This window comes from Labrenzia sp. R5_0 (assembly GCF_017743835.1).
Taxonomy (GTDB): Bacteria; Pseudomonadota; Alphaproteobacteria; order Rhizobiales; family Stappiaceae; genus Roseibium; species Roseibium algicola.
In genome coordinates this window covers 252,447-273,287 of sequence record NZ_JAGHRK010000004.1, presented here as the reverse complement: position 1 = coordinate 273,287, position 20,841 = coordinate 252,447, and the positions used below count along the sequence as shown (strand labels likewise).

Below are 20,841 nucleotides of genomic sequence, written 5' to 3'. Positions count from 1 at the left end.
GCGCGCTTCATGTTCAGATGTTGGCAGTTTCGCCTCAGGCGACCTGACGAACGCTGGCAAGGAAACCTTCAACTTCCTGCTTGAGTCGGTCGGCTTCAGTCTGCAGGACGTTGGCGGAGGCCGAGACCTGGCGGGCGGCATTGCCGGTGTCGTCGGCAGAGGCTGCCACCTTGACGATGTTCTGCGCCACTTCCTGGGTGCCGTTGGAGGCTTCCTGGATGTTGCGGGCGATCTCGTCGGTGGCAAGGCCCTGCTGTTCGACCGAAGCCTGGATGGACGAAGAGATCTCGTTCATCTTTTCGATGGTTTCGGAAATGCCCTTGATGGCATCGACCGATCCGGCGGTTTCCGTCTGCACCGACTGGATCTGCAGGGAGATTTCCTCGGTCGCCTTGGCGGTCTGGTTGGCAAGCTCCTTCACCTCGGCGGCAACAACGGCAAAGCCCTTGCCCGCTTCGCCGGCACGCGCCGCCTCGATGGTGGCGTTCAGCGCCAGGAGGTTGGTCTGTTCGGCAATGTCAGTGATCAGCTTGACCACTTCGCTGATCCGATTGGCTGCTTCCGCGAGCCCCTCGATCTTCCGGTTCGTCGACTGGGCCTGTTCCACGGCGTGGGAGGCAATCTCGGTGGACTGGGTCATCTGGCGGGAAATTTCACCGACCGATGCCATCAGTTCTTCAGCCGCGGACGCAACCGTTTCCACGTTCGACGACGCTTCCTCGGAAGCGGCAGCCACTGCCGTGCTCTTCTCGCTGGTGTCGTCTGCTCCCGCCGTCAGCGTCATCGACGCCGCGTTGAGGTCCTGCACCTGGTGCATCACCGTCTGGGTCAGCTCTGAGATTTGGCGGTCGAAATCCTGCGACAACTCGCTGATCCGGCCTGCGCGCGCCAGCTGCTGACGCTGCGCTTCTTCCTGCTCGGCGGCCAGTGCCTCGGCCTGCCGGGCCTTGTCGCGGAAGACTTCCAGCGCCTTGCTGATCTCGCCGATTTCGTCCTGGCGGTCGGTATCGTGGATCGGCTCGTCGTAACGGCGATCGATGAGCGCCTGGATGCTGCGCACGGCGCGCTCCAGCGGACGGCGAACAATCGTGTTACCGACAAGATAGATGGAAAGAGCCACGACGATGAGCAACACGACACCGACGCCGACGATCATGGTCGTGATCGAAGACGAAGCCGCATTGAGGGTCGCCAGCGGCACGTTGACCACCACGGCAAGCTTGGCATCGGTACCGGTCACATGGACCGGCATGACGATGCGGTGCACTTCCGTGCCAAGCGTGTTGGAATATCCGTCATAGGCAAATGGTTCGCCGTTCTTGACCGCCGCCAGAAGCTTGTCCTGCACGGCAAGGTCGGCTTCGGACTGGCCTTCCATCCATGGCTTGCCGAGAACGGCCGGGTCGGCGTGAGCAATCCAGACGCCGTTCTGCGACAGGAGGTGAACCGATCCCGTGTCCAGTGGCCGTTGCTGGCCAAGCACTTCGGACAACGGTGTCAGAAGGATGTCGCCACCGGCAGCACCAATCACCTTGGACCCGTCTCGGATCGGCGAGGAGAACGACACACCGGTTACGGTCTTGCCATCGGCTTCCCAGCTGTAAGGTTCGGTCATGTAGTCCTTGCCGGACACGTAGGCACCATTGAACCAGAGGTCGCTGGTTGCACTCAGATCACCGACGGCGATCTTCTCGATGGGCCGGTAGGCCAGCGTCCCATCCGCCTTGCGGAAGTAATAGGGCTGCCATTCGCCGTCTTCGGCCCATTTCTCGTCGCCCTTGTACTCGGCATCTTTGCCGTCGAGCTCGTCTCCGGCAACCACGCCCCAGGTGCCCGAAAGGTCCTTGTTGGTCAGCGTCAGGTTTTCAACGACGGCGTTCCAGGCTTCACGGTCGACCGATCCGGCCTTCTTCATGCCGCCGAGGGAACTTGCCAGCGTCTGTGCGGATTTCAGGCCGTTTTCAAGACCGCGCTGGACGAATTGCGCCTGCTCGCGTGCCACTGTCTCGGCTTCGGACCGTGCAAGATCTCCCGTAATGCGGGACGCTTCCCATCCGATAAAACTGATGCCGACCACAAGGGCAACCGTCAGGGTCGCCGCACTGGCCCCAATGAGCTTTGTTGTGACCTTCGCTCTTCTAAACACCGGCAATCTCCGCGAATCGCAAGAAAACGGCAGGCGAATACCTGCCAAAGCTTGCTGCAGACTACCCGTTGGGCGTTAACAAGGTCTTCAGTGGGAGGGTTTTTCTTAATGACCCCTGTCATTTTTGACAGTAATTTTGGATCGTTAGCTTGCTAATGTTTTACAAGCTCAGATGAAGTGCCGGTTCGAATGAAAACCGGCACTTCAATTCATCGGCGAATACCCGAAATCAGTGCCGGAAATGACGCATGCCGGTCATGACCATGGCAAGGCCAGCTTCATCGGCTGCCGCAATCACGTCGTCATCGCGCATGGAACCACCCGGCTGGATAACGGCGGTTGCTCCGGCTTCGGCGGCAGACAGAAGACCATCGGCAAACGGGAAGAACGCATCGGAGGCGACCACGCATCCCTTCGTCAGCGGTTCGGAAAGACCGGCGGCCTCGGTCGCGTCCAGAGCCTTGCGGGCAGCGATGCGTGCGGAATCCACCCGGCTCATCTGACCGGCCCCGACACCAACGGTCGCACCGTCCTTGGCATAGACGATGGCATTGGACTTCACGTGCTTGGCAACCCGGAAGGCGAATTTCAGATCGGCCAGTTCCTGCTCGCTCGGGGCGCGCTTGGTAACGACCTTGAGGTCAAGGTCATCGACCACACCGTTGTCGCGTGACTGGACCAGAAGGCCGCCGGCAACGGACTTGACGAAGAGACCCTTGGCGCGTGCATCGGCGAGGCCACCGGTGACCAGAAGGCGCAGGTTCTTCTTCGCCGCGATGATTTCGCGTGCCGCGTCGTCCGCATCCGGCGCGATGATCACTTCCGTGAAGATCTTGACGATTTCCTCGGCCGCAGCGGCATCCAGTGTCTGGTTCAGGGCGACGATGCCGCCGAAGGCTGAAACCGGATCGCAGCGCAGGGCCAGCTCGTAGGCTTCCTTCAGGCTTGCGCCTTCGGCCACACCGCACGGGTTTGCGTGCTTGATGATGGCAACAGCACTGGTGCGGGCCGGATCGAACTCGCTCACCAGCTCAAACGCGGCATCGGTGTCGTTGATGTTGTTGTAGGACAGGGTCTTGCCCTGAAGCTGCCTGGCCGTGGCAACACCCGGTCGCTGCTCACCGGTGGTGTAGAAACCGGCCGACTGATGCGGGTTTTCGCCATAGCGCATGACTTCGGCAAGCGAACCGCCAACCGCACGATGGGCGGGCGTTGCTTCGTCCAGCTGATCCGCCATCCAGTTGGAGACGGCGGCATCATAGGCAGCCGTGCGGGCAAAGGCCTTTTGCGCCAGCTTCTTGCGCAGGGCCAGCGGGGCCTTGCCGCCGTTGGCATCAAGCTCGGAAATCACTGCATCGTAGTCGGCCGGGTCGGTGACCACGGTAACATAGGCATGGTTCTTGGCGGCCGCACGGGTCATTGCCGGTCCACCAATGTCGATGTTCTCGATGCCGGTGGCGTAGTCGGCGCCGGAGGCGACAACGTCCTCGAACGGATAGAGATTGCCGCAAAAGAGATCGATGCCGACGATGTCATGCTCGTTCATCGCCTTCTGGTGGTCGGCATCATCGCGGATCGAGAGCAGACCGCCGTGTACCTTCGGATGCAGCGTCTTCACGCGGCCGTCCATGATTTCCGGAAAGCTCGTGACTTCCGAAATGTCCAGAACCTTAAGCCCGGCTTCCTTCAGCGCCTTGTAGGAACCGCCGGTGGAGACCAGCTCGACGCCGCGCTCGGACAGCGCTTTTGCAAAGTCGACAAGACCGGTCTTGTCGAAGACGGACAGAAGGGCGCGCTTGACGGGAACCAGCTCGGGAACGGGTACGGCTTTGGACACAATGGCCATGAATTTGCCTCGCAATTGGGGACGGTCCGGGAGTTGCCGTCGCCCTATCACGTCTTCAGCAAAAGCGGAAGGTCTCTATTCTTCCAGCGGGAGTTCGTCCGGCTCGTCAAAATCGCTGGTGCCGCGCCGGCTGAGTTTGGCCGTCGCCGTCTTGCGGAACTGCCACCCCACAGAGGGGGCCTCGAGCACGGCACCGGAGATCACGATCTGCTCGGTCTTGCGGTGGCCGTAGACATCCGAAAGATAGATGCTTTCTTCCAGCATGACCTCGGTCCCGGGCGCTTCGAATTCCCAGGCTTCACCGTCCCGGCACACCAGGAGCACCGCTGATCCGCCGCGGATGAGCGAGCTGCGCAGGCCCGGATGCAGGTGAAAGCGGATTGCGTAGCGGTTTTCGCTGTCCACAGGGCCGATTGCCGAAAACGTGTCGATGCCGTCCAGCACCGTGCCGTCGCCTGCAAGGCGAATGTCGCGCTCATGCAGGACATGGAACTCGCTGGCATAACCATCATGGGAGGCCGTGATCCGGCTGCCGGCGGCATCGTCTTCCCGCTCCACCGGCACCCTGACCGGACCGGACAGGATGGGTGCGCCCAGAATATGCCCGAACGGCCGGTTCGACAGGAACCGGCAGGAGGACGTATCCTCGATCACCGCCGTGGAATGGGCAGGCGTCGAGCGGCTGACCCGGCGCCAGGCCGGATTGGACTTGGGCGAGACGCCGCAATTGACGACGATCCGGTTGTTGCCGGAGGAGAATTCGAACGAAAGACAGCCTGCATGAGCGTCGCCGGAAACGCCGATGGCCGGGGCAGGGCCGGTGTCGATCAGGACGACGGAATTGCCACCGGTTAAGCGCTGATAGCCCGAATGCGGCGCATTCTGCGGTGGGGCGCCCCGTGCATCGTCATAGGCAAGGATGGTGGCGACAAGGTCGCTCGGCGTCGAGCCCATGCCGTTGAAATGGGCAAGGGCCCCGTCGCCATGACGGAAGAAGCGCAGCAGTGGCATCATCCGGTCCACCGACTGCACCATCGCCGGCGGCACCTCCAGCCCTTGCGCAACGAAGGCCTGGCGAACCGGCAGCAGGTCCGCGAGAATGTCGATCAGCGCTTTCGGATTGCGCGAGATGTGGCCGCCATCGGGCAGGATCTGGCGTGTCAGCTCCTGATCGAGACGCCGGATGCTCTGGCGTGCAAAGCGGCCCTGTCCGGCCATGGAAATACAGGCGGATGCCATGGCAAGGGCTGCATGCAGGCGCTCGACGCCGTCTTCCGTTTCATTGATGGTCTGGCGCAGGTAACGCACCTGGCGAGCCAGTGACCGCACGAAACTGCGATAGAATTCGTGATCGCCGTCCTGAAGAATGAAGGGAGAATGCGCCAGCCAAGACAGAATGCGGCGGGTCACGACCGACGCTTCCCAGCCGATGTCGTGCCAACGACCGCAAAACTTGATCCAATCCTCCACCAGCGCCCGGGCATTTTGCCGGGAAATCTGGCTGTCGGCGGCGCGAAGGTCCCGCATCCAGCCGAAGCTGTGAAGCTCACGCTGCCAGTCTTCGTGAACGGCCTGAAGCTCGAACGGAGATCTGCCTTGCGTCTCCACCAGATGACCGGAGAACAGGAACCGGCCGCCATAGATATCGGCAGCATTGGTCGCGTCGGCAGTGCGCAGATCCTGCGGCGCAATGAGCAGGCGCGCAGGCACAGCCGAAAACGGCTGCATGCGGAACAGCGGCCCGCCATGCATCCATTTCAAGGAGCGTTGCCAAATATGCAGGGCCACAAGCCGCCAGATGCGGCTTCTTTCACTCAGGCTTGCAGTATTCACCAAACCATCTCCAAAACTGATGGTTTCTGCGCGTTTATGGGGAATCTCCGGTGTCTAATTCAGGAAACGAACCATTAAGGTTAGCATTTCATTTAAAGAATCATTGCAAGTGAACAGTTTATTCCGCGTTAAAACCGGCGGAACCTTGCGGCAAAAAAGCCGTCCATGCCCTTGCTCACCGGATCCAAGGCGGCGCTATGGCAGGGCAGACAGCGAAGATAACCTTCATTTGTGACACATTCGGCAAGGCCGCCCACCTCTGAGGCCTCGACCGGAACCAGTTCGATTTTTCCGGCCTGCCGCTCCAGAAAACCGGCCACCTGGGCTTCACCTTCCGCCGCTTCCAGCGAACAGGTACAATAGACGACCAGCCCACCCGGCTTGACCCAGCCCATCACCCTGTCCAGCAATTCGCTCTGGATTTCCGTCAGCTTTTCAATGTCGTATGGCTTCTTGATCCAGGGCACATCGGGGTGCCGGCGGATCGTGCCTGTCGCGCTGCAGGGCGCATCGAGCAGGATTGCATCAAAGAGTTCTTCCGGCTCAAAGGCCCGCAAATCCGCCGCAACCGTTTCAACACTCAGGCCGAGCCGCGTCATGTTTTCTTCAAGACGTTTCAGGCGCGCCTTTGAAATATCGACCGCGGTTACGCTTGCACCCGCGGCCGCCAATTGCGCGGTCTTGCCGCCCGGTGCAGCGCAAAGATCGGCAACACGCAGACCCTTCACGTCACCAAGAAGCCGGGCGGGAAGTGCCGCGGCGGCATCCTGCACCCACCACTGGCCGTCGCCGTAGCCTTCAAGTGCATCGACAGCGCCCTTGCGCACGAGGCGGATGCTGCCCGCACCCACAATCTGGCCGTCCAGCTTCCTGGCCCATTCTTCGGGATCCGCTTTCACCGACAGATCCAGCGCCGCTTCGCTTTCGTGAGCCCGCGCGATCTCGCGCGCTGTCTCCACTCCATAGGCTGCCTGCCAGCTTTCCATCAGCCAGTCCGGTGTGTTCAGCACCGCCGGATCGAGATCACCAGTCACTTCGTCCCGCTCGCGCCCGAGCCGGCGCAACACACCGTTGACCAGGCCCTTGTAGGGACGAGCCCGGCGGTCGAGACCGGCATGATCAACAGCAAGAGACACGGCAGCACGGTCCGGAATGTCGAGAAACAGCATCTGGGCAATGGCCACATGCAGGATATCCAGGATCCGGCCCGTCTTTTCCGGGATCGGCCGATCAAGCAACCGATCCAGGATTTCAGCGATTTCACCCCGATGGCGCAAGGCCGCACCGATGATTGCGCGAACCAGCGAACGATCGTTGCCGGCCAGCGCCCGAAATCCGGAGTGGCCGGACGTGATATCCAGCTCGCCATCGAGAGGCCGTTTCTTGTGAACGACGTTGCCAAGAATATCGGCAGCCACCTTGCGTGCGGCAAACCCCGGCTTTTCGGCCTGTTCGGGTGCCGGTTTGCCTGAAGGCTTCTGTTTGTTGTTCGGCCGTTTGGTCAAGGCTCAATCCATTCACGCGCCCGGCCCTGCTGTTACGGCCGGTATCAAAATCAAGCGCCGCAGACCGGTCTGCCGGTCGCGGCGCATCTGGTGATACTAAAGCCGGGTGGTCATCCGGCAAAGTTGTTTTTGTCAAAGAAGCTGACGTTCCGGGGGACTGTGGCCTATCCCCACGGCCCTTTTGGACGGCGCGGCGCGGAGGAAGGCCCCGTCGGACCGGCGCCGCTCCACGGGCCGGCCTGCTGTGGAGCCTGGCGGGTAAACGACATGGGACCGCTTCTGCCGCCCCTGCCACCGGTGCCCAGACCTGCATCCGACAGCTTGCGCAGTTCGTCGATCCGGTTCTGGGTGTTCGGGTGGGTGGAGAACAGATTGTCCATCCGCTCGCCTGACAGCGGGTTCATGATGAACATATGTGCGGTTGCCGGGTTCGCTTCCGCGTCCGGGTTATGGATGTGCTCCACCCCGCGCGAGATCTTCGCAAGTGCTGAAGCCAGCCACATGGGTTCGCCGCAGATCTGTGCGCCCATCCGGTCGGCCGCATATTCGCGCGTCCGGGAGATCGCCATCTGCACGACCATTGCCGCCAGCGGCGCCACGACCATCATCAGGATAACCCCGACAATGCCCAGCGGATTGTTGCGGTTGCCGCCGAAGAAGAAGGCAAAGTTGGCCAGCATGGAAATCGCACCGGCGATTGTCGCCGTGATCGTCATGATCAGCGTGTCGTGGTTCTTCACATGGGCCAGCTCATGGGCCATCACACCGGCAATCTCCTCGGGCGTCAGCATGTCGAGCAGGCCCGTCGTTGCCGCGACGGCAGCGTTTTGCGGGTTGCGTCCGGTCGCAAAGGCATTCGGCTGCGGATTGTCGATGATGTAGACCTTGGGCATCGGCAACTCGGCATTCTGCGCCAGCTGCCGTATCATCCGGTAGAACTCCGGCGCTTCGCGCTCACCCACTTCCCTGGCATGATGCATGCGCAGGACCATCTTGTCCGCGTTCCAGTAACTGAACAGGTTCATGGCGGCTGCAATAAGCAGCGCGATCAGCATGCCCGACTGACCGCCGATCATGAAACCGATCCCCATGAACAAGGCGGTCATCCCCGCCAGAAGCATTGCCGTGCGAATGTAGTTCATCGCCGCTTGTTTCCGTTTCTGTCCTGTTTTCGACTGCTTGCAAGAAGGCGCATAATGGCCTTTGTATCCGTCCAACAGATGGGGAGTGCTGCCATTCTTGGCAAGATTACCCTATATACGCCAGACAAGACTGCAAACTGAACGACCCGAAGAGCCATGACAGAAACACCGGACAACCCGACGAGCCGCTACAGCCAGAACGAGGCTCCCTCCCTGAAGACCAATGTCGAGGAAGCTCCGAAGCGGAAATTCGAGGACCTGCCACCGGCAGCCCAGCGCGCCCTCAAGGAAGCCGAAGAACGGCGCAAGGAAATCGACGCAAGACAGCAGAACATGGCCGAAGAAGTCAACGGACGCGGCGGCCTGGAGCCCACCCGCTACGACGATTGGGAGATCAAGGGACTGACCTCAGATTTCTGAGGGAATGTTCAGCCGGTCTGCCTGTCGGAGACAGCTCTAACCGCAGCAGGCAATCCAGTCTGCCAATTCAGTTTGCCAGCTTGCGCACTTCCGCTGCCACTGCCCTGGCGAGATCGGCCTGCGGCTCCGCATCGAAATGGACGGCATCAACCGGGCTGGCGGAAATCACCGTTCCTGCATCGAAGAAAGCTGCACCATATTCAGCCGCCTTCTCCCGGTAGCAGGCGGCCAGGCGATGGGATTCCGTGACGCTCTGTTCGCTGAACTGTGCCACGAAGGGTGTGCCTGCCAGTGGTGCCAGCGGCGGCGGTGACATCAGCAGCACCTTTGGCGCCCGGCCTTCGACATCGTCGGTTGGCCTGCGGGCAAAATCCAGGAGGCGCCCCATGGCAATCGCGATCGTTTCCGCGTTCATGCAGAACCGGGCCTGAAGGTCGTTGGTGCCGAGCATGATGATCAGAATGTCGATCGGCATATGCGTCTTGCGAACGGTGGCCAGATGAGCAAGACCGTTCTTGTCGCCCTTGACCGGATCCTCGAACACGGTTGTTCGGCCGTTGACGCCTTCTTCGGCCACATAAAACCCGTCACCCAGTTCTTTCTGCAGAAGTCGGGTCCAGCGGATGTCGTGGCCGTACCTGGATTTGTCGACCGGATTGAATCCCCAGGTGAGAGAGTCGCCGAAGCAAACGACGCTTATCGGATTTTTTGTTGTTTTCGACATCGTAGAACCTGTCCAGGTGGGCGCACTTTGAAAAAGGTCAGGCATATTTCATTTCTGCCGACCGCGCCGATGCCTTCAATTTCTACAGAGTCTTCGTTGACGATCAAGGACTTCCGGGCAATTCCCGCCAACCAAGGACGGAGGGGTGAAATTGTCCCTATGGACAGGTCAGACGCCCGGGCAGGCAGTGCGGGAAAATCCGCAACCATTTGCAGCATTTCCTGTGCCCTGCCCCGCTTGGTTAATAAGGGATTTACCACACCGGCTATAGGGTCTGAGCAAAGTTATGCGTAACGAGTGCCGGATCATTCATGCTTGCCAGCAAAAAAGCCTATCAGCGCGGTGTGTCCCTGCCGAGCTCCAATCCGTTTCAACGACTTGCCGAACTCCTGAGCGGCGAGACGCCGGGGCTTGACCCGATTGTCATGACGATTGGCGAACCGCAACACGCCATTCCTGATTTTACCGCGGAAGTTCTGGCTGAAAATATGGCCGGGTTCCGCCGTTATCCGCCGATCGACGGCTCGCCTGAATTCCGTTCGGCCGTCGCATCCTGGCTGGATCGCCGATACAATCTGGGTGGGTTGATCGACGCCGACCATGGTGTGCTGCCGCTGAACGGGTCCCGCGAGGGACTTTCCTTCGGCGCCATTGCCGCGCGTGATCAGCTGAACAAGGGCCTGGACCACCCTGTGGTGATTCTGCCCAACCCGTTCTACCAGACCTATGCTGCCGCAGCGCATGTCGCCGATGCGGAGGCCGTGCTGCTCGACGCGGTAGCGGGAAACAATTTTCTGCCGGATCTCGACAGCCTCGATGCGGAGCTGCTGGAAAGGACCGTCGCCTTTTATGTTGCCTCGCCCACAAATCCGGAAGGGTTTGTGGCCGATACCGCCTATTGGCAGCGCCTGATCGGTCTCGCCCGCAAGCATCGCTTCTATATCTTTGCAGACGAATGCTATTCGGAAATCTATCGCGAGACGCCGCCAATCGGCATTCTGGAAGCGGCCAGGGATCTGAATGAAGAGCAGGGCGGTGGCTTTGCCAACATCATCGTCCTCAATTCTCTGTCCAAACGCTCCAACCTGGCAGGTCTGCGCTGCGGCTTTGCGGCAGGCGATCCCGAGTTCCTGAAAAAATGGGCAAAGTTCAGAGGCCTTGCCGCACCGCAGGTGCCGCTGCCGGCACAGGCAGTTGCGGTCCGGGCCTATCAGGACGAATCCCACGTCATTGAAAACCGCAGGCTCTACAACGAAAAATTCGAAGCTGCCGAAAAACACCTCGGCCCGATCCTTGGGCCGGTCACGCCTGACGCCGGGTTCTTCCTGTGGCTGGATATCAGCCGCTGGGGCGACGCCGTTGCGGTCACGAAGGCACTCTGGACCGAAATCGGGCTCAAGGTGCTGCCAGGCAGCTACCTTGCCTCGGACCAGTCGGACGGCAGCAATCCGGGGCGGAACTATATTCGCATCAGCCTGACGGCTCCTCTTGAGCAGACAGAGATCGCTCTGGAGCGTCTGGCAAAATGGTTGGGGGACAAGGCATGAGGCGGGCCAGCGCAGTTCGCGGCAACGGCCGCAGATCTTCGGTTGACCTTCTGGACACCGAGAGCCCACTGAAGCGGTTCATCCGGCGCAATCTTGTTGGGGCCGCGGGCCTCGGTATCATTGCGCTGGCGGCAATGCTCGCGGCAAGCCTTGCTACCTGGTCCGTCAGCGACCCGAGCTTCAATCATGCCACCGGTGGCCAGGTGCGCAACGCCCTGGGAACACCAGGCGCTGTCCTTGCAGACATTCTGATGCAGACAATCGGCCTGGCGACGGCCGTCTTCCTGATTCCTCTGGTTCTGTGGGGCTGGCGGCTTCTGACCGGCCACGCGCTTGGCATCGGCCGCAAGCGCCTGGTCTACTGGCTGATCGGCACAAGCCTTGCCGCAGGTGCCCTGGCGTCGCTGCCGGTTCCCGAAAGCTGGCCGCTGCCGACCGGTCTCGGCGGCTTTTTCGGCGACACCGTTCACCATTTGCCTGCGCTCGTTACCGACAACATGACAAGCGGCGCCGCCACGATCGTCGGCGTGCTTGGTCTTGGCGTACCGGCTATCCTATGCCTGCTGGCAGCTGCCGGTTGGCTGGGCAGCATCGGCGCTCCGTCCGAACGGATCGAGCCTGTGGCCGGCCCTGTCGGTCACGGCAAGGCCGCCGAGCATGAACTCGACTTTGACGACGACGATGGCGAGTCCCGCATCGGTATCTTCATGAGTGCCTTCGTCGGCCAGATGGAGCATTTCGGTCTTCAGGCTGCCGCACAGGTGCGCCGGTTGACCGGGCTGAAGCGGAGCCAGGCCCAGGACGAAGAAGAATACTGGGACGAGGATGAGGACGACACCGACTACGAACCGGAAGACACCCGCCAGGGTAGCCGCCTGAAGGCATTCCGCAAGGCCCTCGCCGGCCGGCTGATGCCGCAAGATGACGACGGCCTGGACGACTTCTACCAGCGTGGCCGTCATGCGGACGACGGAGACGAACCCTACGCGGAAGAATACTACGACGAGGAAGGCGACACCTTCGAGCCGGACGATCTGATGATCGACAAGGGCCCCGTCAACGGTCGTCCTGCGGTCCCGGTCGGCATTGCCGCGCCGGAGGCTCAGCAGGCACCTGCGCAACCGGCAACGAACGGCCGTGTCATCCCGCAGGCACCGCGTCCGAAGCAGAGCAAACGTGCGATCGAGGAAGCCCAGCCATCTTTCCTCGGAGCCCCGGAAGAGTACGAATTGCCTCCACTGCGGCTGCTGGCCGAGCCGAAGGTGGCCGGCAAGGTGCCGGGTCTGTCCGCCGATGCGCTGGAGCAGAATGCCCGCATCCTGGAAGGCGTGCTTGAGGATTTCGGTGTTCGCGGCGAAATCATCGAGGTTCGCCCCGGTCCGGTCGTGACCCTGTACGAACTGGAACCGGCACCTGGCATCAAGTCCTCGCGTGTCATCGGCCTTGCGGACGACATCGCCCGCTCCATGAGCGCGATTTCCGCCCGTGTGGCGGTGATCCCGGGCAAGAACGCCATCGGTATCGAACTGCCGAATGCCCGCCGTGAGACGGTTTACCTGCGTGAACTGCTGGCCGCCCAGGACTTCGAAAAGTCCAAGGCCAAGCTGGCACTGGCCCTGGGCAAGACCATCAACGGCGAAAGCGTTGTCGCGGATCTGGCCCGCATGCCTCACCTGCTTGTGGCCGGGACCACCGGCTCGGGCAAGTCGGTCTCGATCAACACCATGATCCTGTCGCTGCTCTACCGGCTGACGCCCGAGCAGTGCAAGATGATCATGATCGACCCCAAGATGCTGGAACTGTCGATCTACGACGGCATTCCGCATCTGCTGACACCGGTTGTGACCGATCCGAAGAAAGCCGTCGTCGCCTTGAAGTGGACCGTCCGCGAGATGGAAGACCGCTACAAGAAGATGTCCAAGATGGGCGTCCGCAACATCGACGGCTACAACACCCGCATCAAGCAGGCGCTGGAAAAGAACGAAACATTCACCCGCACCGTTCAAACCGGCTTCGACCGCGACACCGGCCAGCCGATCTACGAAGAAGAGCAGCTGCCGCTCGAGGCGATGCCGTATATCGTCGTCATCGTCGACGAGATGGCCGACCTGATGATGGTGGCCGGCAAGGACATCGAAGGTGCTATCCAGCGGCTGGCTCAGATGGCCCGCGCCGCCGGTATTCACCTGATCATGGCCACGCAGCGGCCGTCGGTGGATGTCATTACCGGCACCATCAAGGCCAACTTCCCGACCCGTATCTCCTTCCAGGTGACGTCGAAGATCGACAGCCGCACCATCCTGGGTGAAATGGGCGCCGAACAGCTTCTGGGCATGGGCGACATGCTCTACATGGCCGGCGGCGGGCGCATCCAGCGTGTGCACGGGCCGTTCGTCTCCGACGACGAGGTCGAGGATATCGTCAAGCACCTGAAGGTTCAGGGCACGCCGCAATATCTGGAAGCCGTGACCGAGGAAGATGACGAGGCCGAAAGCCCCTACGACGGTGGCGGCGGACTTGCCGGCGGCGAGGAGGGCAACGATCTGTACGACAAGGCGGTTGCCATCGTGCTGCGCGACAAGAAGGCGTCGACCTCCTATGTGCAGCGGCGCCTTTCGATCGGCTACAACCGTGCTGCTTCGCTGATTGAGCGGATGGAAAACGAAGGCCTGATCAGCGCCGCCAACCATGCCGGAAAACGCGAAATTCTCGTGCAGAACGGCGTGGAAGAAGATTTTTGATGGTAAACTGCCAAAGCTTTGCCACACACGCTCCCTAGCTAGGGGGAAACGTGTCACACAGAGAACGATTTAGGACATTGCATCATGCTGAAACGCTTCGCTTCCCGCCTGATCAAACCTATGCTGGCAGCCGGTATTGCTGCGGCTCTGTCCCTGTCGGCACTGCTGCCCGCCGCGGCGCTGACCGAGCAGGAACAAAATGCCCTCAGGGATCTCAACTCCTATTTCAACTCGGTGAAGACCATGCATGGCGACTTCATCCAGTTCGGTCCTGACGGAAACCAGTCCGACGGCAAGTTCTATATGGCCCGCCCGGGAAAGGTGCGCTTCTACTACAACAAGCCTTCCGTGCTCGACATTGTGGCCGACGGCAAGTCGGTGTCCGTGCGCGACCGCAAGCTGAACACCCAGGACATCTGGCCTCTTGGCCAGACGCCGCTGCGCTTCCTGCTGTCCGACGACATCGACCTGCAGAAGGACACCAACGTCACCAATGTTCTGGTGGAAGAAGACCTGATCACCGTCACCATCCTGGACAAGACCAAGTTCAACTCCGGTACCCTGACGCTGATCTTCGATGCCAAGGACTACGCATTGAAGCAGTGGACCGTTACCGACCAGCAGGGCTACGACACCTCCGTTGCGGTCTATAATGTTGTGTCCAACGGCCCGACCAATCCGGACCTTTTCAAGATCGATTATCTGGCCAACGCCCGCCAGAAAAACAACTGACAGCCCGGCTGGCCCCAGCATGACGGAAACGGCCGGCCGGCGCGCACTCGTCTTTGACCTGCTTGAGGCCTATTGCGCCCGCAAAGGCTACCGCCTGACGGCGGGCGACGGCCATGGCCATGCCGGCATGGTCGAAAGCCCGTCCGGCAAGCGCTGGTTCTTCAAGGGCACAAGGTTCGACCTCAACACACTCGGCGCAGCGGAGATCGCCACCGACAAGGCCTATGCCGCGTCCTTTCTGAAGGCCGCGGACCTGACAGTGCCGGACGGACTTCTGGTTTTCGCACACGACATCCGCACGAGCCGAACTGCGCCGCAAGACCTTCTGGATTTTGCCGGGAACCAGGGGTTCCCGCTTTACGTCAAACCGAACTGTGGCCGGGAAGGGCGGGACGTAGTGCGGGTCGACACCAGTCACACCCTTCAAACGGCCCTGCACACCCTCGCCAAGAGCAACGACCAGCTGCTGGTGCAACCGGAGATCCGCGGACAGGAACTGAGAATTATCGTTCTGGACGACGATGTGCTGTGCGCCATCGAACGCCATCCGCCTCAGATCACGGGCGACGGTCATCGCAGCATTGCCGAGATCATCGGCGCCGATCCGCGCTTCGACGCTGCCGACCCCCGCCTCATCCTCGAACTGCAGCAACAAGGGCTGATGCCGGAAACGGTTCCCGCGCCAGGCCAGACGGTCACGCTTCTGCCCGTGGTCAATCTGTCCGCGGGCGGCACGGCCAGAATTGTCACCGGCTCGCTCGCCCCGGACCTTGCAGCCCTTGCCCGCGAAGCCGCACAGGCCCTGTCTCTGCGTTATGCCGCCGTTGACCTGATCTTGCCGACTGCGGCCAACGCAGAACCTGTTGTCCTGGAAGTCAACGCCGCGCCAGGTCTCGGCAACCTCGCCCGGCAGGGGTCTGAAGAGACCGCAGTGGTGAAGCATATCTACGAGCGTGTGTTCGAAGCGACATTCGCCGAATAGATCCCGCTGACCCCGGGAGCCCTGCGCGTCTAAGCGCCTGGGAAGACTGCGCCAAAGCAGGCTGCCGACAAAACTTGACCTTGGCGGGTGGGTTTTCAGATCCTACATGGAGCTCCAACGGAGATATCCATGCAGCATTTTTCCCTTCTCGATCTGTCCCCTGTGCCGGAAGGCCAGACAGCGGCCGCGGCTCTGGCAAACACGGTCGATCTGGCGCGGTCCGCGGAACAGGCAGGCTACCATCGCTACTGGCTGGCCGAGCATCACAACATGCCGGGCATCGCCAGCGCCGCTACATCCCTTGTCATCGGCCAGGTGGCGGCAGCAACCTCCACCATGCGCGTCGGCGCGGGCGGTATCATGCTGCCCAACCACTCGCCGCTGATCATCGCCGAGCAATTCGGCACGCTTGCAACGCTGTACCCCGGCCGGATCGACCTGGGCCTGGGCCGCGCCCCGGGCACGGACATGGCGACGGCCAGGGCCCTGCGTCGCCACATGGCCGGTGAGGACAGTTTTCCGCAGGATGTCCAGGAGCTGATGGGCTATTTCAGACCCGCTTCTGAAACCAGCAGGGTGCGTGCGATCCCGGGCGAAGGCACGCAGGTACCGATCTGGATCCTTGGCTCGAGCCTTTACGGCGCGCAACTCGCGGCGGCCTTCGGGCTGCCCTATGCCTTTGCCTCTCATTTCGCACCGGACATGCTGGAAGAAGCGCTGGAGATCTACCGGGCAACCTTCCAGCCGTCACCGCAGCTCGCCAGACCGCATGTGATGGTGGCAGCTGGCGTATTTGCTGCCGACACCGACGAAGAGGCTGATTACCTGCGCTCTTCCCAGTTGCTCGCTTTCGCCCGGTTGCGCATGGGCAACCCCGGCAAACTGCCCCTGCCGGTGGAAAATGTCCCCGCCGAAATTCCGCCCGCCGTTCTGGCGCAGGTCGAACACGCCCTGTCCTGCTCGGCAACGGGATCTCCGGCGACGATCCACGACCAACTGTCGGCAATCATCAACCGCTATGAGCCCGACGAACTGATGATCACCGGCATGATCCATGATCACGGCGCCCGCGTGAAATCCTTCCAGCTCGCGGCCGACGTCCTGAAGGATCTCGTGACAGCTTAGTCAACTATCAAAGGCGCTTCGACAAATCTGGGCGGTTTCTTCCAGCCAGTCTTGCCGCTGGGGATAGGAGCTGCCCACAACGGGCCTGAAGACGTGGCGCTCGTAATCCAGAGCGCCACAATACGGCAGCACGCACCGGCCCCAGATCAGCTCCAGCGGGTCTCCAAGATCAAGTCGCTCTCGCTCCGCCTCGGTGTCGGACGTGTTGAAGATGACGGCCTTGCGGATCGACAGCAGTCCTTCCGGCAGACCGTCGGCAGTCTGCAGCCGATAGGCAACGCCCGGCACCAGCACACGGTCCATCCAGCCTGCAAGGATCGCCGGCGGTTTGCCCCACCAGTTCGGATGGACGACCAGCAGACCATCGGCGTTCGAAATACCTTCCCTGTGCCGCGCAACGACGGCATCCTCTGAACGGGACAGCACTTCTTCCAGAGTATCGCCGATCGAGTAGGCTTCCTCTGCTGTCAGACAGGGATCGAACTCTTCGGCGTAAAGATCGTGGTGATCTATCTGGTGCCCCTCGGCCTCCAGAGCATCACGCGCCTGTTTCGACAGCGCATGGCAGAAGCTGTTGTCCCTGGGGTGCGCCAGAAGGGAAAAGATGCGCAACGGCCTGTTTCCTTGATGCAAATTGAAAATACCGGCTCGCAAATGTGCCGGAGCAATTCTTGTTCCCATGACTTCGCAATTCATTTCAGCCGTTTCAACCCTGGCAAGACCATTTGCCTGGTTTGACCTTCTGGACGGCTGTCGAAGGATCGAAATCCGCGCGTAAGCACCTGCTTATGATGCTTGGCGTCAGCAGTCCGTCAATCGACCGAAGCCGAGTTTGCGGCCAATCAGGACGAAGACCGCAACGGTCGCAGAAACCTGATGAAGGACACAATCATGCTGAAGAAATCTCTCGCCGTACTCTGCCTCTGCCTTGCTCCGGTCGCCGCGCAGGCCATGCCCGTCGTTGGAGACATGGTCGGCACCAATCCCGAGGAGGCCACCGCGGCACTGGCCAAGGCCGGTTGCACCGTCAAGGAATTCGAAGCCGAGGACGGCAAGATCGAAGCGAAATGCACCGATGCGCAAAACAAGCTTTGGGAAGTCTACATCGACCCGAAATCCGGCAAGGTCACCAACGTCAAGAACGAAGACTGATCATGGGTGCCTCAAACACCCCGCAATCGAACGAGGGGGCGCAAAGCCCCCCCGAATTGTGGGATCCGCTGGTGCGTATCAGTCACTGGCTGATCGCAGTCGCGGTGATAGCCAACGGTCTCCTCAACAAGCCGGGTGGCACCATTCACATCTGGATTGGCTGGGGGGTTCTCGCCCTGCTTGCGCTCCGTTTTGTCTGGGGATTTCTCGGACCGGCGGAAGCCAGGTTCTCCGCCTTTCCACCTGATCCGCGCGCTGCGGTGTCTCACCTGATCGACCTCGTTCGCGGTAGCCCGCGCCACTACCGCTCCCATAATCCCGCTGGAGCGATCATGGTCTATGCGCTCTGGGCCTGCCTTGTAGTGGTAACCGGAACCGGCCTTTACATGACCGGCGCCAAGAGCCCCATCACGATTGCCGAGGAAAAGGCGGCGGTTGCCGCCGGAGACTGGTCGGTGCTCGTCAAGGACGACGATGATGAAAAGGGCGAAGACAGCAAGGTGCTGGGGGAAGCTGCAAAGGAAGTTCATGAAATTGCAGCCAACCTGATGCTGGTGCTGGCCCTGATCCATGTCGCAGGTGTCGCAGTTGAAAGTCGCGCGACGAGGCGTAATCTGGTCCGACCCATGCTGGTTGGCCGGATCAAGGACAAATGACATTTACAGGGATCAACCTTCGACAGGGGCGGCGGGAGACGACCGCCCTTGCCGCGTTCATGCTGTTGCAGTCCGTTGCCGCGATCTTTTTTGTCGGCGATGCCTTTACCGATCTTGTGACCGACGTCAGCAGCCCGCATTCCATTTTCGAATTCTTTGTCGCCTTCGTGTTGATCGTCGGCATTTTTCTGGCCGGCTGGCAGTTGCGGCTCACCCTGGAAAGACTGCGCAATCAGGAGCGCGCCCTTGGAGCCGCCCGTGGCGACCTTGCCCGGATCATTGACGCCCAGTTTGCCGAATGGGGCCTGACGCCTGCCGAAAGCGATGTCGGCCTCCTGGCCCTGAAAGGCCTGGATCTTTCCGAAATCGCTCAGTTGCGGGGCGCCGCACAGGGAACCGTGCGCGCCCAATTGACCAGGATCTACGCAAAGGCCGGTGTTTCGGGCCGTCACCAGTTCGCGGCCTGGTTCGTTGAGGACCTGCTTCAGGACGGCATTGCGGACAGGACCACGGTATCCGCTGAGGCCTGAATCTGTATGGCGACACCAGAACCCGAACATATCCCGGGCAAATCCTGGGCGGTTCCCGGATGCGACCATTCCGTGCATTAAACGTAAGCACTATCACAGCTTGGCTTATTGCCGTGTTGCGCCTACTCTGCCAGAGGAACTCACCGAGCGTGTTCAAGGGAGACGAGGATCATGTCTTTTCGACATCTGCTTGCAGGCTTGCCCATCGCACTTCTCATGACGTGCACAACGTCCATGGCGCAAGAGTCAAAACCACCAAACATATTGGTCATCTGGGGCGACGATGTCGGTTGGCAGAATGTTTCCGCCTACGGCATGGGCACCATGGGTTACACCACACCCAACATCGACCGCCTGGCGAATGAAGGCCTCCGCTTCACCGATCACTACGCCCAGCCGAGCTGCACCGCAGGCCGTGCGGCCTTTCTGACCGGCCAGTACCCGATCAGGTCCGGCATGACCACCGTGGGTCAACCCGGGTCGTCGCTCGGTCTGAAAGCAGAATCGCCAACGCTTGCGGAAGAGCTGAAACAGATCGGCTACCGCACGGGACATTTCGGCAAGAACCATCTGGGTGACCGGAACGAGCACCTGCCCACCGTCCATGGCTTCGACGAATTCTTCGGTAATCTCTATCATCTCAATACGCAGGAAGAAGCCGAACAGCGCGACTACCAGCGGTTCGGCGAAGCCTTTTCCGGCAGCCTTGAGGAATACGAGAAGCAGTTCGGAACACGGGGTGTCATACACAGCTTTGCATCGGAAACCTTCGACGATACCGAACAGCCCAGGTTTGGTGTCATAGGCAAGCAGACGGTCGAGGACACCGGTCCGCTCACCCAGGAGCGGATGAAGAACTTCGACGAGGGAGAAGTCATCCCTCTGGCCAAGGACTTCATGAAAAACGCCCAGGAAGCAGGCGAACCGTTCTTTGTCTGGCTGAACACCAGCCGCATGCATCTCTATACGCGGCTGAACGACGAGTGGCGCTACGCCGCAGAAGCCTATACGACCGAAGCCGACTACCACGGCTCGGGCATGCTGCAGCACGATCATGATATCGGCCTGGTGCTGGACTGGCTCGACCAACAGGGCCTGACGGAAAACACCATTGTCTGGTATTCGACCGACAACGGTCCGGAGCATGCCTCCTGGCCTCATGGCGCTACCACCCCGTTCCGGGGCGAAAAGATGACCACCTATGAGGGCGGTGTGCGTGTCATTTCCATGGTGCGCTGGCCGAATGTGCTGGCACCCGGCCAGGTCATGAACGGAATTCAGGCGCACCAGGACATGTTCACCACCCTTGCCGCAGCTGCCGGCATTGAAGACGTGAACGCCGAAGTGATGGCCGAGAAGCAGCAGTTCATCGACGGGATCAACAATCTGGCCTACTGGAAGGGCGAACAGGCCAATTCCAATCGCAATCACATCTTTCACTATTACGAAAGCGTGCTGACGGCGATCAGGATGGGACCCTGGAAATTCCACTTCTCGACCAAGGAAGACTATTACGCCAACCTGGTTCCGCGGACCGTCCCACTGGTGTTCAACATCCGTGCGGATCCATTCGAGAGCTACGATTCAACCGATGGCTACGGGCATCTGATGCAGAAGGTATCGTGGCTTATCCAACCGATGGGCGTGCTCATGGGCCAGCATCTGCAGAGCCTTGCAGACTATCCCCCGGTCCAGGGCGGGGCGTCGTTCAACATGTCGAACATTGTTGAGGACTTCCTGTCGAAGGGGATGCAGTAGCG

Annotated in this window: 17 protein-coding genes; 10 read left to right on the top strand and 7 right to left on the bottom strand. The window is 60.8% G+C overall.

Annotation, left to right across the window (positions count from 1 at the left end; all coding sequences use genetic code 11):
* Positions 1–34 precede the first annotated feature (34 nt).
* From J7447_RS21190 to htpX, 5 genes are all read right to left on the bottom strand, one after another.
* Entirely contained in the window at positions 35–2,146 is a 2,112-nt protein-coding gene (locus J7447_RS21190) for a methyl-accepting chemotaxis protein (RefSeq protein WP_209170830.1), read from the bottom strand.
* Between the two features lie 229 nt (positions 2,147–2,375).
* The gene (gene purH, locus J7447_RS21185; RefSeq protein WP_209170828.1) at positions 2,376–3,992 is read right to left on the bottom strand and encodes a bifunctional phosphoribosylaminoimidazolecarboxamide formyltransferase/IMP cyclohydrolase; all 1,617 of its coding nucleotides are present in this window, start codon (positions 3,990–3,992) and stop codon (positions 2,376–2,378) included.
* A gap of 75 nt (positions 3,993–4,067) precedes the next feature.
* Positions 4,068–5,825, bottom strand: a complete 1,758-nt coding sequence (locus J7447_RS21180) for a heparinase II/III family protein (RefSeq protein ID WP_208984644.1) — start codon at positions 5,823–5,825, stop codon at positions 4,068–4,070.
* Positions 5,826–5,953: 128 nt separating this feature from the next.
* On the bottom strand, positions 5,954–7,330 hold the full coding sequence (gene rsmB / locus J7447_RS21175; RefSeq protein ID WP_168687318.1) for a 16S rRNA (cytosine(967)-C(5))-methyltransferase RsmB: 1,377 nt from the start codon (positions 7,328–7,330) through the stop codon (positions 5,954–5,956).
* 164 nt (positions 7,331–7,494) lie between these two features.
* Positions 7,495–8,472 carry a zinc metalloprotease HtpX gene (htpX, locus tag J7447_RS21170; protein ID WP_062491241.1) on the bottom strand — a complete coding sequence of 326 codons (978 nt, stop codon included), beginning with the start codon at positions 8,470–8,472 and terminating at the stop codon, positions 7,495–7,497.
* A 156-nt stretch (positions 8,473–8,628) separates the two neighbouring features.
* Here htpX and J7447_RS21165 point away from each other — a divergent pair, with 156 nt between their 5' ends.
* Positions 8,629–8,892, top strand: a complete 264-nt coding sequence (locus J7447_RS21165; protein ID WP_023002557.1) for a DUF1674 domain-containing protein — start codon at positions 8,629–8,631, stop codon at positions 8,890–8,892.
* Positions 8,893–8,959: 67 nt separating this feature from the next.
* Here the strand turns inward: J7447_RS21165 and J7447_RS21160 are convergent, their stop codons facing one another.
* On the bottom strand, positions 8,960–9,616 hold the full coding sequence (locus J7447_RS21160; RefSeq protein WP_023002556.1) for an SGNH/GDSL hydrolase family protein: 657 nt from the start codon (positions 9,614–9,616) through the stop codon (positions 8,960–8,962).
* Positions 9,617–9,927: 311 nt separating this feature from the next.
* Between J7447_RS21160 and J7447_RS21155 the strand changes: the two genes are divergently transcribed.
* From J7447_RS21155 to J7447_RS21135, 5 genes are all read left to right on the top strand, one after another.
* The gene (locus J7447_RS21155; protein ID WP_062486136.1) at positions 9,928–11,163 is read left to right on the top strand and encodes an aminotransferase class I/II-fold pyridoxal phosphate-dependent enzyme; all 1,236 of its coding nucleotides are present in this window, start codon (positions 9,928–9,930) and stop codon (positions 11,161–11,163) included.
* Positions 11,160–13,904, top strand: coding sequence for a DNA translocase FtsK (locus J7447_RS21150; RefSeq protein WP_209170827.1), 2,745 nt, complete (start codon positions 11,160–11,162; stop codon positions 13,902–13,904). The genes J7447_RS21155 and J7447_RS21150 overlap by 4 nt, the downstream gene beginning before the upstream one ends.
* Before the next feature lie 84 nt (positions 13,905–13,988).
* The gene (locus tag J7447_RS21145) at positions 13,989–14,636 is read left to right on the top strand and encodes an outer membrane lipoprotein carrier protein LolA (protein WP_023002553.1); all 648 of its coding nucleotides are present in this window, start codon (positions 13,989–13,991) and stop codon (positions 14,634–14,636) included.
* A 19-nt stretch (positions 14,637–14,655) separates the two neighbouring features.
* Entirely contained in the window at positions 14,656–15,618 is a 963-nt protein-coding gene (locus tag J7447_RS21140) for a hypothetical protein (RefSeq protein ID WP_209170824.1), read from the top strand.
* Positions 15,619–15,747: 129 nt separating this feature from the next.
* Complete coding sequence (locus J7447_RS21135) at positions 15,748–16,743, top strand: LLM class flavin-dependent oxidoreductase (RefSeq protein ID WP_209170822.1); 996 nt, start codon at positions 15,748–15,750, stop codon at positions 16,741–16,743.
* Here the strand turns inward: J7447_RS21135 and J7447_RS21130 are convergent, their stop codons facing one another.
* Positions 16,744–17,355 carry an NAD(P)H-dependent oxidoreductase gene (locus tag J7447_RS21130; protein WP_286189410.1) on the bottom strand — a complete coding sequence of 204 codons (612 nt, stop codon included), beginning with the start codon at positions 17,353–17,355 and terminating at the stop codon, positions 16,744–16,746. It lies immediately after the preceding gene.
* 279 nt (positions 17,356–17,634) lie between these two features.
* Here J7447_RS21130 and J7447_RS21125 point away from each other — a divergent pair, with 279 nt between their 5' ends.
* The 4 genes from J7447_RS21125 (at position 17,635) to J7447_RS21110 (ending at position 20,839) form a co-directional block, all read left to right on the top strand.
* Positions 17,635–17,895: a PepSY domain-containing protein gene (locus J7447_RS21125; RefSeq protein ID WP_031270036.1), complete on the top strand. Its 261-nt coding sequence runs from the start codon at positions 17,635–17,637 to the stop codon at positions 17,893–17,895.
* Between the two features lie 2 nt (positions 17,896–17,897).
* Positions 17,898–18,551, top strand: a complete 654-nt coding sequence (locus J7447_RS21120; RefSeq protein ID WP_209170819.1) for a cytochrome b/b6 domain-containing protein — start codon at positions 17,898–17,900, stop codon at positions 18,549–18,551.
* On the top strand, positions 18,548–19,081 hold the full coding sequence (locus J7447_RS21115) for a helix-turn-helix transcriptional regulator (protein ID WP_168687313.1): 534 nt from the start codon (positions 18,548–18,550) through the stop codon (positions 19,079–19,081). Before J7447_RS21120 ends, J7447_RS21115 begins: the two co-directional genes overlap by 4 nt.
* 171 nt (positions 19,082–19,252) lie before the next feature.
* Positions 19,253–20,839 carry an arylsulfatase gene (locus tag J7447_RS21110; RefSeq protein WP_209170816.1) on the top strand — a complete coding sequence of 529 codons (1,587 nt, stop codon included), beginning with the start codon at positions 19,253–19,255 and terminating at the stop codon, positions 20,837–20,839.
* Positions 20,840–20,841: the final 2 nt, after the last annotated feature.

Coding starts and splice junctions, on each gene's coding strand:
- J7447_RS21150 (WP_209170827.1), top strand. CDS start 11,160: ATGAGGCGGGCCAGCGCAGTTCGCGGCAACGGCCGCAGATCTTCGGTT.
- J7447_RS21140 (WP_209170824.1), top strand. CDS start 14,656: ATGACGGAAACGGCCGGCCGGCGCGCACTCGTCTTTGACCTGCTTGAG.
- J7447_RS21160 (WP_023002556.1), bottom strand. CDS start 9,616: ATGTCGAAAACAACAAAAAATCCGATAAGCGTCGTTTGCTTCGGCGAC.
- J7447_RS21165 (WP_023002557.1), top strand. CDS start 8,629: ATGACAGAAACACCGGACAACCCGACGAGCCGCTACAGCCAGAACGAG.
- J7447_RS21115 (WP_168687313.1), top strand. CDS start 18,548: ATGACATTTACAGGGATCAACCTTCGACAGGGGCGGCGGGAGACGACC.
- J7447_RS21135 (WP_209170822.1), top strand. CDS start 15,748: ATGCAGCATTTTTCCCTTCTCGATCTGTCCCCTGTGCCGGAAGGCCAG.
- J7447_RS21155 (WP_062486136.1), top strand. CDS start 9,928: ATGCTTGCCAGCAAAAAAGCCTATCAGCGCGGTGTGTCCCTGCCGAGC.
- J7447_RS21145 (WP_023002553.1), top strand. CDS start 13,989: ATGCTGAAACGCTTCGCTTCCCGCCTGATCAAACCTATGCTGGCAGCC.
- J7447_RS21110 (WP_209170816.1), top strand. CDS start 19,253: ATGTCTTTTCGACATCTGCTTGCAGGCTTGCCCATCGCACTTCTCATG.
- J7447_RS21120 (WP_209170819.1), top strand. CDS start 17,898: ATGGGTGCCTCAAACACCCCGCAATCGAACGAGGGGGCGCAAAGCCCC.
- purH (WP_209170828.1), bottom strand. CDS start 3,992: ATGGCCATTGTGTCCAAAGCCGTACCCGTTCCCGAGCTGGTTCCCGTC.
- J7447_RS21125 (WP_031270036.1), top strand. CDS start 17,635: ATGCTGAAGAAATCTCTCGCCGTACTCTGCCTCTGCCTTGCTCCGGTC.
- htpX (WP_062491241.1), bottom strand. CDS start 8,472: ATGAACTACATTCGCACGGCAATGCTTCTGGCGGGGATGACCGCCTTG.